Below are 17,459 nucleotides of genomic sequence, written 5' to 3' on the forward strand. Positions count from 1 at the left end.
CGGATATCTGCGTTACCACCGGAGCGACCGTGACCCCCGATCTCGACCAACTGCGCGCCGACCTGCTCGCCGCGATCGATGCCTCGTCGGGGCTGGATGCGCTCGATGCGGTGCGCGTCCATGCGCTGGGCAAGCAGGGGGCGGTGACCGGGCTGCTCAAGACGCTGGGCGGCCTGTCGCCCGACGAGCGGCAGACGGTGGCGCCACGCATCCATGCCCTGCGCGAGGCGGTGAGCGACGCGATCGCCGCGCGCAAGGCCGATCTGGAGGCGCGGGCGCTGGCCGCGAAGCTGGCGTCGGAGCGGGTCGACCTGACGCTGCCGGTCGATGCGCCCGCGCCCGGCGCGGTGCATCCCGTGTCACAGGTGATGGACGAGCTGGCGGAAATCTTCGCCGACCTGGGCTTCGCGGTGGCGACGGGCCCGGAGATCGAGGACGACTGGCATAATTTCACCGCGCTCAACATTCCGGAGACGCATCCCGCACGGGCGATGCACGATACGTTCTACGCGCAGCGCCGAAGCCCGCAGGGCGAGCCCGGCGCAAGCGCGGCCGGCGGCGCGCAGGCGCCGTCCGACGACGGTGGCTCCGCCACCGGCGCGCCCGAACGCTACGTCCTGCGCACCCATACGTCGCCGGTGCAGATCCGCACGATGATGACCCAATCCCCCCCGATCCGCATCATCGCGCCGGGCCGGGTCTATCGCAGCGACTCCGATGCGACCCACACCCCGATGTTCCACCAGATCGAGGGGCTGGTGATCGATCGCGGCATCCATATGGGGCATCTCAAATGGACGCTGGAGACGTTCCTCAAGGCCTATTTCGAGCGCGACGACATCGTGCTGCGGTTGCGGCCCAGCTATTTCCCGTTCACCGAACCGTCGGCGGAGGTCGATGTCGGCTACCGCCTAGAGAAGGGCCGCCGCGTCGTCGGTGGCGATCCGGCGAAGGGCAACGGCGGCTGGATGGAGGTGCTGGGCAGCGGCATGGTCCACCCGAAGGTGATCGCCGCGTGCGGGCTGGACCCGGACGAGTGGCAGGGCTTCGCCTTCGGCACCGGCGTCGACCGGCTCGCCATGCTGAAATACGGCATGGACGATCTCCGCCCGTTCTTCGACGGCGATCTGCGCTGGCTGAAGCATTATGGATTCAACAGCCTCGACGTGCCCACGCTGTCGGGGGGAGTAGGCGCATGAAGTTCACCCTTTCGTGGCTGTACGAGCATCTCGACACCGATGCCGGGGTCGAGCGAATCGTCGACGGCCTCACCCGCATCGGCCTCGAGGTCGAGGGCGTCGAGAATCCGGCGGCGAAGCTGGACGGGTTCCGCATCGCCCGCGTGCTGACCGCCGAGCGCCATCCGCAGGCGGACAAGTTGCAGGTGCTGTCGGTCGATGCGGGCGACGGGCCGCTCCAGGTGGTGTGCGGCGCACCCAATGCGCGCGCGGGGCTGGTCGGGGTGTTCGGCATGCCCGGCGCGGCGGTGCCCGCCAACGGCATGGTGCTGAAGGTCGCCGCCATCCGCGGGGTCGAATCGAACGGCATGATGTGCTCGACCCGCGAGCTGGAACTGGGCGAGGATCACGACGGCATCATCGAACTGGCCGAGGACGCGCCGGTGGGGCAGGCGTTCGCGCCCTATGCCGGGCTCGACGATCCGGTCATCGACGTCAGCATCACGCCGAACCGGCAGGACTGCATGGGCGTGCGCGGCATCGCGCGCGATCTGGCGGCGGCGGGCTATGGCAGCCTGAAGCCGTTGATCGTGCCACAGGTGGCGGGCGAGGGGGCCGGTCCCGACGTGTCGATCGCGGACCCGGACGGCTGCCCGGCCTTCTACGCGCAGGCGGTGCGCGGCCTCACCAACGGCGAGTCGCCCGAGTGGATGCGCCGCCGCCTGACCGCGATCGGGCAGAAGCCGATCTCGACGCTGGTCGACATCACCAATTACGTGATGTTCGATCTCGGGCGGCCGCTGCACGTCTATGACATGGCCAAGCTCGACGGCGGGCTGGTCGCACGGCGGGCCGCTGCGGGCGAGAGCGTGGTGGCGCTCAACGGGCGCAGCTACACCATGGCCGGGACCGAGACGGTCATCGCCGATGCCAGCGCGGTGCACGACATCGGCGGGATCATGGGCGGCGAGCATTCGGGCGTGTCGGATGCGACCACCGACGTGCTGATCGAATGCGCGTACTTCACCCCCGAGGCGATCGCCCGCACCGGGCAGCGGCTGGCGCTGACCAGCGATGCGCGCACCCGGTTCGAGCGCGGGGTCGATCCGGCGTTTCTGGACGAGGGGCTGGCGATCGCCGCCGCCTATGTCCTCGAGCTGTGCGGCGGGCAGGCCAGCGGCGTGACGCGCGCGGGCGAGCCGCCGCTGGCCGGGCGGACCATCACCCATGATCCGGCGCGGGTGGCGGCGCTGGGCGGGCTGGACGTGGCCCCGGGGCGGCAGCGCGAAATCCTCGAACGGCTGGGCTTCACTGTCGGCGACGACTGGCGCGTGACCGTGCCGTCGTGGCGGCGCGACGTCGACGGCGTGGCCGATCTGGTCGAGGAAGTGATCCGGATCGAGGGGCTGGACAAGGTACCCTCGACCCCGCTGGCGCGCCCGGCGGGTGTCGCTACGCCGACCGCTACCCCCGAGCAGAAGCTGGAGCGGCGGATGCGTCGCGCCGCCGCCGCGCGTGGCCTTGCCGAGGCGATCACGTGGAGCTTCATCGCCGACGACGAAGCCGCCCCGTTCGGCGGCGGCGCGTGGGAGGTGATGAACCCGATCGCCAGCGACATGCGCGTGATGCGCCCGTCGCTGCTGCCCGGCCTGCTCAGCGCGGCCGCGCGCAACCTGAAGCGGGGCAGCGCCAGCGTGCGCCTGTTCGAGATCGGGCGGCGCTATCTGGCGGACGGCGAGCGCGCGACGCTGGGCATCGTGCTGGCGGGGGATCGCGCCCCACGCGGCTGGCGCGGCGGCAAGGCGCAGGGGTTCGATGCGTTCGACGCCAAGGGCGAGCTGCTCGCGCTGCTGGAGACGGCAGGTGCGCCGGTCGGCAATCTCCAGGTGATGGGCGATGCGGGCGACGTGTTCCATCCGGGGCAGTCGGCGACGCTGCGGCTGGGGCCGAAGACGGTGCTGGCGAGCTTCGGCGTGCTGCATCCGCTGACCGCCAGGGCGTTCGACCTGCCGCAGGGCACGGTCGCGGGCGAACTGTATCTCGATGCGCTGCCGGCGAAGCGGGGCAGCGGGTTCATGCGGCCCGCCTATGCGCCGCCCGCGTTGCAGGCGGTGACGCGCGACTTCGCGTTCCTCGTCGCGGACGGCGTGACCGGCGACCAGCTGGTGCGCGCGGTGCGGGGCGCGGACAAGGCGGCGATCGTCGATGCGCGGCTGTTCGACGTGTTCGCAGGGGCAGGCGTCGAGCCCGGCCACAGGAGCCTTGCGATCGAGGTGACGTTGCAGCCGGGGGCTAAGAGCTTCACCGATGCCGAGCTGAAGGCGGTGTCCGACAAGGTCGTCGCGGCGGCGGGCAAGATCGGCGCGAGTCTGCGCGCATGAGCGTCACCCTGACCAACGGCGTGCTGACCGCCACCATCGCCGAGCTGGGCGCGGAGCTGCTGTCGCTGAAGGATGCGAACGGGCGCGAGCTGATGACCGATGCCGATCCGGCGTACTGGACCGGCCATGCGCCGATCCTGTTCCCGATCGTCGGGCGGTTGCACGACGACCGGTATCGGGTGGATGGGCAGACGTACCAGCTGCCGCAGCATGGTTTTGCCCGGCGGCGGAAGTTTGCGATCGTGGCGCAGGATGCGGTGTCGGTGCGGTTTGAACTTACCGCCGATGCCGAGACGCAGGCGGCCTATCCGTTCGACTTCGTGCTTCACGTGGAACATCGGCTGGACGGCGCGACGCTGGAAATCGCGGTGTCGGTGACGAATCCGGGCGATCGCGACCTGCCCGCCAGCATCGGTTTCCACCCGGCATTCGCATGGCCGCTGCCCTATGGCGGGGCGAAGACGGACCACAGGATGCTGTTTTCCGACGCCGAAGTCGGCACCATCGCGGCGATCGCGGCCAACGGCACCATCGCGGCGGCACGGGTGCCCGATCCGATCGAGGACAAGGTGCTGCACCTGCGCGACGATCTGTTCGCGAAGGATGCGCTGGTGTTCGATCCGGTGCGGAGCCATTCGGTGCGCTATGGCGTGGAGGGGTTGCCGGGCCTGCGGGTCGATTTTCCGGGGATGCCGAAGCTCGGCATCTGGACCAAGCCGGGGGCGCATTTCGTGTGCATCGAACCGTGGGACGGGATCGCCGATCCGGAAGGGTTCGACGGCGACATCTTCGACAAGCCGGGCATCCGGCGGGTGGCGCCGGGCGCAACGCACCGGGTGGCGATGGCGGTGACGCTGGAGGGTTTGGAACGGTAGATTGGTTCACGCGGAGGCGCGTAGGAAATAGAAGAAGGTAGATTTTCGCACAGAGGCGCAGAGAGCGCGGAGAGTTGGTGTTCGAGGCAGCGGCCGCGTATCCGGCGAAGCCTCTGTTCCCGTGGCGGGGATGATCGAGAGCCGCTGTTGCGGCGAATCCTGCCTCTCTGCGCCTCTGCGTCTCTGCGCGAAAATCTACCTTCTTCTTGGCGTCTCCGCGCCTTCGCGTGAAACCGAATCGTCCCACCCGTTGCGGTCCACCGGCCGGAGCCCTAGAGCGCGGCCATGACTCATTTTGCCGATCGCCGCACCTTCGCGATCATTTCCCATCCCGACGCGGGCAAGACCACCCTGACCGAAAAGCTGCTGCTGTTCGGCGGCGCGATCCATCTGGCGGGCGAGGTGAAGGCGCGCGGCGCCGCCCGGCGCGCCCGGTCGGACTGGATGAAGATCGAGCAGCAGCGCGGCATCTCGGTCACGTCGTCGGTCATGACGTTCGAGCGCGCCTTTGAAGGATTGGGGAGCCTCACCTTCAACCTGCTCGACACGCCGGGGCACGAGGATTTCAGCGAGGACACGTATCGCACGCTGACCGCCGTCGATTCGGCGGTGATGGTGATCGACGCCGCCAAGGGCATCGAGCCGCAGACGCGCAAGCTGTTCGAGGTGTGCCGGTTGCGCAACGTGCCGATCATCACCTTCGTCAACAAGGTCGACCGCGAGGGCCGCGACCCCTTCGCGCTGCTCGACGAGGTGGCGGAGATGCTGCAACTCGACGTATGCCCGATGACATGGCCCGCGGGCATGGGCGGGCAGTTCGAGGGAATCTACGACCTCGTCGACAACCGGCTGTTGCAGCCCGAGGCGGGAACCAAGGACTTTCAGGGCAGGGTGGAGCAGTTCACCGGCCTCGACGATCCGCGGATCGACAGCGTGCTGTCGGGCGAGGGCGCGGAGCGGCTGCGCGAGGAGGCCGAGCTGGCGATGGGCGGCTATGCCGCGTTCGACGGCGAGGCGTATCGCGCGGGCGACCTGACCCCGGTGTATTTCGGGTCGGCGCTGAAGGAGTTCGGCGTCGATTCGCTGATCGACGCGATCGCGCGCCACGCACCCCCGCCGCGCCCGCAGCCCGCCGAGCCCGCACCGGTGCCGCCGGGCGACAGCCAGGTCACGGGATTCGTGTTCAAGGTGCAGGCGAACATGGACCCCAACCACCGCGACCGCATCGCCTTCATGCGGCTGTGTTCGGGGACGTTCCGGCGCGGCATGAAGCTGACCCCGACCGGCCATGGCAAGCCGATCGCGATCCATTCGCCGATCCTGTTCTTCGCGCGCGAACGCGAACTGGCCGATGAGGCGTTTCCGGGCGACATCATCGGCATCCCCAACCACGGCACGCTCAGGGTGGGCGATACGCTGTCGGAGCGGGCGGACGTGCGCTTCACCGGGTTGCCCAATTTCGCGCCCGAAATCCTCCGGCGCGTGGCGCTGAAGGACCCCACCAAGACCAAGCAGTTGCGCAAGGCGCTGGACGATATGGCCGAGGAGGGGGTGACACAGGTCTTCTATCCCGACATCGGGTCGAACTGGATCATCGGCGTGGTCGGGCAGTTGCAGCTAGAGGTGCTGCTCTCGCGGCTGGACGCGGAATACAAGGTCGCGGCGGGGCTGGAGATGGCCCCGTTCGAGACCGCGCGCTGGGTGTCGGCAAGCGATCCGGCGGATTTGAAGGCGTTCATGGACCTGCACCGATCGGCGATGGCGAAGGACCGCGACGGGAACCCGGTGTTCCTGGCGAAGAGTGCTTGGGAGGTCGGCTATATCGCGGATCGGTATAGCAAGGTGAAGTTCGCGGCGACGCGGGAGCGATAGAAGGGGTTTTCACGCGAAGGCGCGACGACGCGAAGGAAGTTTTAAAGAAGGTATTTTCGCGCAGAGGCGCAGAGGCGCGGAGAGGGTGTGGTTGCCGCGACAGCGGCTCTCCATCGCAGGCAGCAGCGGGGGAGGGGCTCCGCCGGATCGGCAACAGCCGTCCCATTCGCAATCTCTCTGCGCCCTCTGCGCCTCTGCGCGAAAACACCTTCTTCTTCGCGGCACCGCGCCTTCGCGTGAACCCATATCAAGCCACCCAGTCGCGCCCCAGCCGCCGGCTGGCCAGCGCCATCAGCGCGCCCGCGACCAGATACAGGCACAGCGCCGCCGCGATCGCATAGCGCAGCGATTCGCTGCCGTACGTCGGGGCAAGGCCCTTCGACAGTTCGCCGACGACCCAGCTGCCGAGGCCGAGGCCGATCAGATTGTTGATGAGCAGGAAGCACGCCGATGCGGTCGCGCGCATGTGCGCGGGGACGAGGTGCTGCACCGCGGTCAGCACCGGCCCCAGCCAGACATAGACCAGCGCCTGGGGAATGAGGAACAGCGCGAACGCCGCCGCCCAGCCGCCCGACAGCACGCCCGCGATGAACAGCGGCGTGCCGAGCACATAGCACAGCGACGGCAGCAGCGCGTACCAGCGCTTGTCCGCCGCCCCCAGCCGGTCGCCGAGCGATCCGCCGAGCAATATGCCCGCCACCCCGCCGGTCAGCAGCAGCGCGCCGAAGAACTGCCCCGTCTGGATCAGGTTCAGCCCGAAGCTGCGCATCATCAGGCTCGGCAGCCAGAACGCCACGCCATAGCCGCACATCGATCCCGCCGCCGCGCCGAACGCCAGCAGCCAGAAGCTGGGCTTGGCGGCGAGGATGCCGAACACGCGGCCCACCGGCATGCGATCGGCAGCGGCGGCGGGGCGGGGCGGGTCCTTCACCAGCAGCCGGAAGAAGGGCGCGATCACCAGCCCGGCGAGGCCGACCGTGTAGAAGGCGGTGCGCCACTCCACCGCCTGCGCGATGTAGCCGCCCAGCAGCACGCCGCCCGCAGCACCCAGCGGAATGCCGAGCGAATAGATGCTGAGCGCGCGTGCGCGGCGTTCGGGCGGGAAGGTGTCGGCGATCAGGGCGTAGGAGGGGGCGACGCCGCCTGCCTCGCCCACGCCGACGCCCAGGCGATACAGGAACATATGGGTGAAGTTCTGCGCGGTGCCGCACAATGCGGTGAACGCGCTCCAGACGCCCAGGCTGATGGTGATGACCCAGCTGCGGCTGGTGCGATCGGCGACGAGGGCGAGGGGGATCGCCAGCGTCGAATAGAGCGCGGCGAAGGCGAGGCCGCCGAGCATCCCCATCTGCGGATCGTCCAGCCCCAGGTCGCGCTGCACCGGCTGGGCGAGGATCGACAATATCTGCCTGTCGAGGAAGTTGAAGCTGTAGACCAGCAGCAGCATGGCGAGGGTGAGACGGGGGTTTTTCATGTTTGCCCTTCAGTTCCTCCCCGTGCCGGGGAGGATTTTAGAACCGCACCTCGAACGTCGCGGTGGCGGTGCGCGGCGGGCCGTAATAGCCGATGATCGAATTGCCGAAGAGCGCGCCGGGGAAGTTGTAGCCGCCGACCCGATAGCGCTGGTCGGTCAGGTTGCGCAGCGCCATGCCGAGCCGATAGCGCCCATCGCCCGAAATCCAGTTGGCCGAGGCGTTGACCAGCGCATAGCCGTCCTGATCGAGCGCGGGGGTCGGGATCTCGAACAGCGTATAGTCGCTGCGCAGCGTCACTTCCGGCGTCACCGACAGCGTGCCGCCCGCGAAATCGGTCGAGGCGGTGACGGAGGCGGCGGCGGTGAATTCGGGCGTGTTCTGGAACACGCGCTGGTTCGCCACGTCGACGGGCGTGGTGCCGCCATTGATGAAGGTCAGGAACTCCTTGTAGTCGGCATTGGTATAGCCGAACGACACCTGCCCCGAGAAATTGCGCGACGGCACGAACCGCCCCTCGATCTCCAGCCCGTAGATGTCGGCCTTGCCCGCATTGTCGACGAAGCTGGCGATGCCGCCCGCGACATTGGGTACCTGGATCGTCACCTGCTGGTCGGTGTAGCGCGAATAATAGCCCGCGAGGTTCAGGAACAGCGTGCGGTTCAGGAACGCGCCCTTCATGCCGACTTCATAGCTGCTGATCTTTTCGGGATCATAGCCGTTGACGGTCGTCGGCGTGAAGATCGCGTCGCCGCGCATGTCGAACCCGCCCGACTTGAACCCCTTGCCCCATGACGCATAGAGGTTGAGATCGGTGCGCGGCTCGTAGCTGATCGAGACGCGCGGCGTGACCTGATCGAAGCTGCGGTCGTTGGTATAGTCGGTCCGGATGAGCCCCGGCACCGCGGCGGCATTGCCGAAGCGGGGCGAGCGGATGCCGGTATAGTTGCGGCGGAACACCGTGCCGGTCTTGTCGTCCCTGGTATAGCGCAGGCCCGCCGACACCTTGAACCGATCGGTCAGGCTGTAGCTGAGATCGCCGAATGCGGCATAGCTCTTCGTCTTGACCTCGCCCGCGGTCAGCGTGGTGGTGTTGAGGCCGCCCAGCACCGTGTCGAACGCGCCCGATGCTTCGGCGTTCAGGTAGAACAGCCCGAACACGCCCTGCACCCGTTCGCCCTGCAGCAGCAGTTGCAGCTCCTGCGTGAACTGCCAGTCGTCATATTCGGCGGGCACGTCGAGCGTGGGCAGCGCGGTGTTGTCGAAATCGATGACGGTGTTGGTCGCGCCTTCGCGGTACGCGCTGATCGACTTGAAGGTCAGCAGGTTCGACAGCTCGAACTCGCCGGTCAGCGACAGCCCCTGCGCCACCACCCGGTTGCGGTCGCCGATCCCGGCGCGGGTGTCATAGACGCTGGGGGTGGGGAAATAGCGCGGGTCGTTGCCGTTGGGCAGCAGGCGGGTGCCATGGCGCGGGTTCGACTTGTCGAGCGTGCGGTCGCCTGCGAGGCGCACGAAGATGCCGTCGGTCGGCGTCCATTCCGCCGAGACGCGCGCGGCGAGCACGTCCTTGTCATACTGGTCGGCCCCGGTCGTCAGGTTGGTGCCGTAGCCGTCGCGCTTGTAGCGGGCGATCGCGCCGCCGATGGCAAGGCTGTCGCCCAGCGGCACGGTGACCTGCCCCACCAGATCGAACTGGTTGTACGAGCCGTAGGACACGCGGCCCTGGCCCGCGAAGTCGTCGCCCAGCCGCTTGGTGACATACTTGATCGCGCCGCCGATGGTGTTGCGGCCATAGAGCGTGCCCTGCGGCCCGCGCAGCACCTCCACCCGCTCCACGTCGAAGATGTCGAGCACCGCGCCCTGCGGACGGGCGACGTACACATCGTCGAGATACAGGCCGACGCCCGGCTCGAACCCCCACAGCGGGTCCTGCTGGCCGACGCCGCGGCTGAAGGCGATCAGCGTCGAGTTCGATCCGCGCGCGATCTGGAGCGTCAGGTTCGGCGTCTTGTCCTGCAATGCGGTGATGTCGACCGCGCCGGTGCGGGTCAGCTGGTCCCCGGTGACGACCGACATGGCGATCGGCACGTCGATCACGCTTTCGGCGCGCCGCCGGGCCGTCACGACGATATCGCCGTCGCCCTGATCCTCGGTGATCGATTGCGCCTCCGCCGGGGTGGCGGGCGGGGTTTCCTGCGCCACGGCAGGCATGGCCATCAACGCGCTGCCGACCAGCAACGACATACGGATTTCGAGCAAGCGCCGCATCACATCCTCTCCCTGTTCCCATGCCACCCGTTGTGCCGGGTTGTGCGTCCTTGCGAATCGCTATACTGAAAGCTGAACCGGGTTTCAACTTTATCCGGAGGGGAGAGGCCGAAAATGGCGAGCGTGGGCGAGACGCCCGACAAGACCCCGCGGACCGAGCGCGGGCGGCGCACCCAGCGCGCGATCCTCGACGCGGCGGCGGCCGAGTTTGGCGAAAAGGGATTTCACGAAGGATCGGTGAGCGCGATCACAAGGCGCGCAGGCGTGGCGCTGGGCAGCTTCTACACCTATTTCGATTCCAAGGATGCGGTGTTCCGCGCGCTGGTGGCCGACATGTCGGAACAGGTGCGCGACCATGTCGCCCCGGCGCTGCGCGATGCGAACGGCCAGATCGATGCCGAACGTGCGGGGTTGCTGGCGTTCCTCCGCTTCGTGCGCGAACACAAGGAACTGTACCGCATCATCGACGAGGCCGAGTTCGTCGATCCCGCCAGCTTCCGCCGCCATTACGCCACCACGGCGGACCGCATCCTGCGCCGCCTGACCGCCGCCGCCGCGCGCGGCGAGGTGCAGGGCGACGTGTCGGAGGTCCATGCCTGGGCGATCATGGGGATGAACGTGTTCCTGGGGCTGCGCTACGGCGTGTGGGAGGCGGACCATGATCCGCAGGTGATCGCCGATACGGTCGCCGCGCTGCTGGCACGGGGGATCGGACGGTAGCGGCGGTGCCGCGCGGCCCCTTCGCATGGGTTGGACAGGGCAGCGATCAGGCGCATCGGTCCGTCCTGCGCAGCCGCCGGGCTTGTCGATCCGGCGGCGATCTACCGGCGGATCGCGATCGTCACGCGCGGACCAGCTCCGGCAGCGCCGCGGCATAGCGGGCGACGTCCTCGATCCTGCCCGTGCTGACCCGCGACCAGGTCTTCCACGGGCCATAGCTGCCGCGGATCATCACGTTGCGCGCGGCCATGGCGGCGCGCAGCCGGTCGGCGTCGGGCACCTCCACGAACACGAAGTTGGTCTGCGACGGCAGCACGCGCAGCCCGGCGCGCTTTGCGGCGGCGAGGATCATCCGGCGCGCCTCGACCACCTTGCCCTTGGAATAGCGCAGGAACGGTTCGTCGTCATAGCTGGCGATCGCCGCCGCCAGCCCGGCGGTATTGGGCGACGACATGATGTGGCTGCGGATCAGCGCGGCATGCTCGGGCGCGCTGATGGTATAGCCGATGCGCAGCCCGGCCATGCCGTAGATCTTGGAGAAGGTGCGCGCGACGATCAGGTTCGCGCCCGCCTTGACGAGCGGCACGACGCTCGACGCGGCGGGATCGTCGGTCAGCTCGTTATACGCCTCGTCGACCAGCACGGTGGCGCGCGCCCCGACCTTCTGCACGAACGCCGCCATCGTCGCGCCGGGGATCAGGCGCCCGGTCGGGTTGTTGGGGTTGCAGATATGGACCAGCGAGGTGCCGGGCACCACCGCCGCATCCATCGCCGCCAGATCGATGTCGAGATCGGGGGTCATCGCCACCCGCTTCAGCACCGCCCCCTGCCGCGTGGCATAGAGGGCGCAGGTGTCCCAGAACAGCTGCGGCCCGACCATCGGCCCGCGCCCCTTCCACGCGAGGCCGATGGCGTTGAGCACCTCGCTCGATCCGTTGCCGATGACGATATGGTCGGGGGTGACGCCGTGCCGCTCGGCGATCATCGCCGCCAGCCGCTGGACGCCGCCCTCGGCATAATAGGCGCCCTTGGTCGACTGGTCGGCGATCGCGCGCAAGGCACCGGGGCTGGGGCCATAGGGGTTTTCGTTGCGCGAGAGCAGCGCGACCCCCGCCGCCGGGCCGAAGACGGCGGCGTCGCCCGGCGTGGCGCGCGCCAGCGCGGGCATCGCACCGATCGCGCCGGCGGCAAGGGTCGATGCGCCCAGCATCCGGCGGCGGGACAGCGGCACTACGGCGGCGGCGGACATGGCGATCTCCTCCAATCAGGTCAGGACGAAGGTGCGGCGGATCGCAGCGACAGGACGGCGCGCAAGACTATCCGGCGCTGCGACAGCATCGCATCGGCGATATCGGTATTTCACGGCCGGTACCGCGCCGAAGCGCAGGGTTCATCCAGCGAACGGAAGCTGTCAGTGCAACAATGATCTCGACATTGGTAGGTACATCTCCCTGAAATTCCCGAACGCTCCCCGGTCGATTGCGCATCCATCCGGCGAACGCGCGTAGATGCTGGCCGATATTATGATCGATGCGATCGTTCGTTCGGGAATATGGTCTGGTTTCGGGGAAAGAGTAGCATGCCGATTCCGTGGAGCAAGCGCGAAGGATGCGTCGGTTGCATTTGCGATCATCCATATAAAACAGACACATAGTTCTTATTTTTTGCAGGCCGACAGGATCGGATGCGGGTTGGAGGCACCCGATGTGCAACATCCTGCACATCGCGGACGATGCGACCCCCGTGGCGCGAATCCCGGTGCGGCGACGATCGTGCCCGGACGCAGAACGGCCCGGATGCCCCGTCGGACATCCGGGCCGCTGCCCCGTCATGCCGCCGCGCCGGACGGGCGGGCGCCTACCAGCCGGGCATGCGCACCCGCACGCCGAGGAAGTAGAACCGGCCATAGGGGCTGACCGGATAGGCCGACAGGTTGCGATAGGGATCGACGTCGGTCAGGTTGTTGACCCCGCCGTACAGGGTGAAGCGATCGGTCGCCTCGAGATTGAAGGCGATGTCGTGCACGAACAGCTCCTTCGCGAGGCCGCGTGGCCCCGCGATGGTCATCGGGTCCACGCCGTCGCGGATCTCGACCCCGGCGATATACTGCGCGTCGATATACTGGAGCCGGTAGCTGAGCGACACCGGCCCGCGGGTGACGGCGGCCGATCCCGATGCGGCGAATTCAGGCCGACCCTGCTCGCGCAGTTCGGGGTCGAGCGCCGAGGGATCGCCCGGATCGAAGAACCGGTCGACCTTCTGCGTCCAGTTGCCTTGGGCACGCAGGTCGACGCGCGTCTTGCCGAGGTTGAAGCGATAGGCGATGCTGCCGTCGATCCCCGCCGTCTCGAACCGGCCATAGTTCAGCTGGGTCTGGCGCAGGAAGTTCAGACCGAGGAACGTCGGCGACGCGGGGTTGCGGTTGCGGGTGAACAGCGCGCAATACTGGTTGTCGAGCGTCGCGCTGTCATAGCAGCTGTCGACGATGTCCTGCGCGCTGACCGCCGCGATCGCGTTCTTGATCGTGATGTTGTAGTAATCGGCGCTGATCGTCAGGCCGGGGACGAAGCGCGGTTCGAGCACGACGCCGGCGGTATAGGTATCGGCGGTTTCCTCGCTGAGGCCGGGATTGCCGCCGGTCGTCCCGGAGAAGCGCGCGGTCAGCGGATCCTCGAAGGTGGCGGGCAGCCCGTCGGCGAGGCAGTTCGCCCGCCGCCGCGCCGGATCGGCGGCGCTGGGGATGTTGGCGATGTCGCACGGGTCGGCGGGCCGGAACACCGTGCCCTGTTGCGGGCTGAACAGTTCGGTGATGTTCGGCGCGCGCACCGCCCGCGCATAGGTGCCGCGCAGCCGCAGGTCGCGCACCGGGGCGTAGACGCCGTTCACGTTCCACGTGAAGGTGCCCCCGACCGTCGAATAGTGCGAATAGCGCGCCGCCCCGCTGAGTTCGAGCGTGTGGAAGAACGGCCGGTCGTTCAGGATCGGCACGCGCACTTCGCCGAACGCCTCGGTCACGTCGAAGCTGCCACCCGCGTTGAATACCCGTGTCTGCGCGTCGAAGGTAAGCGACTGGTTAGGCGATACGTCGCCGATGAACTGGCCTGCCTGGCCCAGGCTGGTCCCGGCGGGCAGGATGCCGCGCACCAGCGGGTCGAGCAGCGTGCGGCTGGTTTCCTTGCGATATTCGGCACCGACCGCGAACTGCACCGCGCCGCCCGGCAGGGTGAGGAAGCTGCCGGTGTCGCCGGTGACAGTGGCGTTGGCGACATATTGTTCGAGGCGCGAGCGGGTGGTCGTCGGCACGGTGATGAAATCGACCGCCGCCTGGTTGATGCTGCCCGCGCCGCTGAACAGGTTGAACGGGCGGCACGTGCCGTCGCCCGGGCGGAAGGTGAAGAAGCCGCCCTCGATATAGGGAAACGCCTCGCTGCCGACATAGGGCGTGCGGCTGACGTCGGAGCGGCAGATCGGCCCGTTCGGCCCCTGCACCACGTCGATCGCCGCGAAGAAGCGGTCGTAGAGCACGGTGTTCCGGTTGGTCGTGCGATTGTCGCTGCGCCCGTAGTTGGACGATATCTCGTAGTGCAGCCCGCCGGCGATCTGCCCGCGCAGCCCCGCGACCGCGCGATAGGTATCGCGGTCGGCGAACGAGAAGCCCTCTCCCAGATTGTCGAAGTCGCGCGACACGCGCAGGCCGCCCGCCTCCAGTGCGTCGGCGCGCAAGGCGGCTGGCAGATACGGGTTGTCGGTCGCGACGAACAGCGTGTCGTAGAAGGTGTTGTACGGGTTCTGCGAGCGGGTCTCGCTGCGGACGTACTTCGCCTCGACGAACACTTCGGCGGCGGGGGAGAATTCGTATTTCGCCAGCAGGTTGACGTTGTAGCGGGTGTTGCCCGGGATCAGCGACTGCGCGCTGTAGCTTTCGGGCGATCCGTCGCCGCCGAACTGGTTCGCGCCGCTGGCGACGATGCCGTCGCGGAACGGGCGGACGGTGCCGTCGCCGTTCGAGACATAGCAGCCGCCGTACAGCGTGCCGATGTAGGATTCGCTGCAATCGGGCACCCCGTTGCCGTTCACGTCGGCACGGAAGGTGTCGAAATCGTTGCGGAAGATCAGCCCCGAGTTGGACGAGATCGCAAAGGCGGGAAAGCTCTCGAACGCGAGCGAGGGCGCGCCTGCGGCACGGTCGATCAGCGCCTGTTCGGCGGCGGTCGGCGTGCGGCCGGGAAACAGGCTGGCGAACTGCGCGGCGGTGGGGATGGCATAGCCGATCGGGAACCGACCGGCGGCGGGATTGAAGCGCGTGAAGAAGTTGGGCGTCGCGGCGGCGCTGATGTCGCCGCGCTGGAACCGGCGCAGCGGGCTGGGATAGGTGGTGCCGGTGTTCGCCTGCGCATTGTTCGCGGTATAGGGCCGGTCGCCCTGCTGGATCTCGTCCATCGTGCTGTACGATCCGGCGAGGGTCACGTTGCCGCGCCCGTCGTCGAAATTGCGCCCCGCCACCACGTCGAGCGAGAAGGTGCGCCCGTCGCCGTAGCGCGAGATGCCCTGCTGCGCGTTCACGTCCAGCCCGTCGAAATCGTCGCGCAGCACGAAGTTGACGACGCCGGTGACGGCATCGGCGCCATAGACCGCCGATGCGCCGCCGGTCAGCACCTCGACCTGTTCGATCAGCGCGCCGGGAATGGTCGAGACGTCGACGATCTGCGACCCTGCCACGCCCGAGACATGGCGGCGGCCGTTGACCACCACCAGCGTGCGGTTGGCCCCCAGCCCGCGCAGGTCGAGCGTCGCCTGCCCGACCCCGCCCTCGCCGCGCTCGAGCGAATCGGCGATGGTCCCCGAATTGGCGAGCGCGGGCAGCTCGCGCAGCGCCTCGACCGGGTCGATCTGCCCCTGCAGCCGGATGTCGGCGGCGGTCAGCGTGTTGATCGGCGAGGGCGCGGTGGCATTGGCGTCGCGCGCGATGCGCGATCCGGTCACGACGATCTCGGACGATTCCGGTTCGGGCTCGGCGACCGGAGCGGTTTGTGCATGGGCGACGGCAGCACTCAGCGACGTCAGCGCCGCACCGGCGAGCATCCACGATCGAACGGCATGTAACGGCATGAAACGGCCCCCCGTAACTGTCGGGCGACGCAGGACCGTGCGGGTAAAGGCTGCGATCTTCGTCGCCCCTCCCAATATGCAGCGGACTAGCGGTCTCGGGCGCTACTTCCTGATGCACACGCGCCATTTGTGACGCAACCAGAACAGCCGTGCAACCGCTGCCGCATGCCAGCAACATTCGGTTACGCAGGCCGAGCGGTCATGGGTGGCGGCGGTACTGCCGAAAGGTTCGCCCCAAGGAATCCAGAGGTGGGCCGACCGCCGGTGACAGGGCGGCAGCGGGGCGCAACGCTTTGAGAAGAAATGGTGCCCAGAAGAGCTTTCTGCGGGGCAGCCTAAGCGATTGATTTCTCATTCAAATCATAGACTTAAGAAGTCGCCAAAGACACCATTAGCACGATCTGAATTCGTGGAAAAGGCTGGACGTTATTGGACGCGATGGTTCGAGTCCCGATTGTTCCTGCGGCAGCCACAGGAATGCGAGATCAGGCCTGCGGACTGGTCCTTCGGTGTGCAAACAGAGCCAGTGCATTGCACCGATCCTCAGCCCGGCTTGATGGCCTTCACGCGTCGCTCGAGATCCGCGATGCTTTTCGTCACGGCTTCAAAGCTGGGCGCTTGTCCGAAGATCATGCCTGACATCGCCGTATAGTCCTGCTTCAGGGCGTCATACATGTCGCCTTCGGGCATGAGTGCAAAAGTTGTCGGTGCCGCGCTCGCCAGGTCGAATGCTGGCCGGTTGAAGAACATGCGCGCATGCGCGACGCAGTCAGCGCCCAGCGCGGGGTCGGCGATAGCAGCTTGTCCGACCGGCGCCTGCATCAACTCGTGGAGATCGTAATAGTGGCGCGAGATACGGTTGCCGCCGCCCTTCAGCACCCCTTTCAGGTCATACCAGCGCCGCAGTCCGTGCAGGATGACGACCTTGTCCCAGAACGTCCGTTCGGCATCTACGATCGTGACGTGCTCGACTTCCAGGTCGAGGCCCGGCGCATCCTGTTCCAAATAGGGGCGGATTGAGCGGAGCGGGTTGGGGTCGAGCGCTGACTTGGCACCGGATTCGATCTTCACGACCTTGGGGATATAGGCGTCGGCTTCAGTCGCGGTAGGATATCGAACCAGCAGGGTCTGTTTGTCCTTATCGTCCTGAACGATCTTGAGCTGGCCTGCGGGAATGCCGTTGCGCTCCGAGGCTTCGGCCGCGATTTTTGTGAGATTGGTAAGCATGGGGCCGTTGATGAAGGCCTCGCACGCCTCGCGAATGGCATCGAGAGCCGCTTCCTGAACCGCGCCGGGTTTGTCGGAGGCTCCAACTCCTGAGAAGGTGGAGCCCGTATGAGCAAGACGACGAACAAGTTTGCGGCCGAGGTCCGCGAGCGAGCGGTACGGATGGTGCTGGATCACGAGCGCGATCCCCCATCGCGATGGGCGGCGGTGGTTTCCATTGCCGAGAAGATTGGCTGCGTTCCGCAGACGCTGCATGAATGGGTAAAGAAGGCCGAGGTGAACAGCGGCAAGCGCGCTGGCGTGCCGGCCGAGGTCGCTGACAAGATGAAGGCGCTGGAACGCGAAGTCCGCGCG

11 protein-coding genes are annotated in these 17,459 nt (G+C 67.6%); 6 read left to right on the forward strand and 5 right to left on the reverse strand.

Annotated elements, in window-relative coordinates:
- Nucleotides 1–29: 29 nt before the first annotated feature.
- The 4 genes from pheS to ABLE43_RS14565 all read left to right on the forward strand — a co-directional run bounded on the left by pheS (nucleotide 30) and on the right by ABLE43_RS14565 (nucleotide 6,306).
- Nucleotides 30–1,199: a phenylalanine--tRNA ligase subunit alpha gene (gene pheS, locus ABLE43_RS14550; protein WP_348979156.1), complete on the forward strand. Its 1,170-nt coding sequence runs from the start codon at nucleotides 30–32 to the stop codon at nucleotides 1,197–1,199.
- Nucleotides 1,196–3,559 (forward strand): phenylalanine--tRNA ligase subunit beta, encoded by a 2,364-nt coding sequence (gene pheT, locus ABLE43_RS14555; RefSeq protein WP_348979157.1) that lies wholly within the window; start codon nucleotides 1,196–1,198, stop codon nucleotides 3,557–3,559. Before pheS ends, pheT begins: the two co-directional genes overlap by 4 nt.
- Nucleotides 3,556–4,434 (forward strand): aldose 1-epimerase family protein, encoded by an 879-nt coding sequence (locus ABLE43_RS14560; RefSeq protein ID WP_348979158.1) that lies wholly within the window; start codon nucleotides 3,556–3,558, stop codon nucleotides 4,432–4,434. Before pheT ends, ABLE43_RS14560 begins: the two co-directional genes overlap by 4 nt.
- Nucleotides 4,435–4,719: 285 nt before the next feature.
- Nucleotides 4,720–6,306, forward strand: a complete 1,587-nt coding sequence (locus ABLE43_RS14565) for a peptide chain release factor 3 (protein ID WP_348979159.1) — start codon at nucleotides 4,720–4,722, stop codon at nucleotides 6,304–6,306.
- A 247-nt stretch (nucleotides 6,307–6,553) separates the two neighbouring features.
- Here the strand turns inward: ABLE43_RS14565 and ABLE43_RS14570 are convergent, their stop codons facing one another.
- Nucleotides 6,554–7,780: a spinster family MFS transporter gene (locus ABLE43_RS14570; RefSeq protein ID WP_348979160.1), complete on the reverse strand. Its 1,227-nt coding sequence runs from the start codon at nucleotides 7,778–7,780 to the stop codon at nucleotides 6,554–6,556.
- Nucleotides 7,781–7,817: 37 nt separating this feature from the next.
- Nucleotides 7,818–10,049 carry a TonB-dependent receptor gene (locus ABLE43_RS14575; RefSeq protein WP_348979161.1) on the reverse strand — a complete coding sequence of 744 codons (2,232 nt, stop codon included), beginning with the start codon at nucleotides 10,047–10,049 and terminating at the stop codon, nucleotides 7,818–7,820.
- Nucleotides 10,050–10,163: 114 nt separating this feature from the next.
- On the opposite strand from ABLE43_RS14575, the gene ABLE43_RS14580 reads away from it, so the two are divergent.
- Nucleotides 10,164–10,769 (forward strand): TetR/AcrR family transcriptional regulator, encoded by a 606-nt coding sequence (locus tag ABLE43_RS14580; protein ID WP_348979162.1) that lies wholly within the window; start codon nucleotides 10,164–10,166, stop codon nucleotides 10,767–10,769.
- Nucleotides 10,770–10,890: 121 nt separating this feature from the next.
- On the opposite strand, the gene ABLE43_RS14585 is transcribed toward ABLE43_RS14580, so the two are convergent.
- The 3 genes from ABLE43_RS14585 to ABLE43_RS14595 form a co-directional block, all read right to left on the reverse strand.
- Entirely contained in the window at nucleotides 10,891–12,018 is a 1,128-nt protein-coding gene (locus ABLE43_RS14585; RefSeq protein WP_348979163.1) for a pyridoxal phosphate-dependent aminotransferase, read from the reverse strand.
- A 608-nt stretch (nucleotides 12,019–12,626) separates the two neighbouring features.
- Nucleotides 12,627–15,878, reverse strand: a complete 3,252-nt coding sequence (locus tag ABLE43_RS14590) for a TonB-dependent receptor domain-containing protein (protein WP_348979164.1) — start codon at nucleotides 15,876–15,878, stop codon at nucleotides 12,627–12,629.
- 543 nt (nucleotides 15,879–16,421) lie between these two features.
- Nucleotides 16,422–17,282 (reverse strand): nucleotidyl transferase AbiEii/AbiGii toxin family protein, encoded by an 861-nt coding sequence (locus ABLE43_RS14595; RefSeq protein WP_348979165.1) that lies wholly within the window; start codon nucleotides 17,280–17,282, stop codon nucleotides 16,422–16,424.
- Here ABLE43_RS14595 and ABLE43_RS14600 point away from each other — a divergent pair.
- Nucleotides 17,214–17,459 (forward strand): transposase (locus ABLE43_RS14600; protein ID WP_348979166.1); only part of this gene is annotated, 246 nt, incomplete at its 3' end. The two genes, ABLE43_RS14595 and ABLE43_RS14600, sit on opposite strands and share 69 nt — an antisense overlap.

Source organism: Sphingomonas silueang (assembly GCF_040049155.1).
Classification (GTDB): Bacteria; Pseudomonadota; Alphaproteobacteria; order Sphingomonadales; family Sphingomonadaceae; genus Sphingomonas; species Sphingomonas silueang.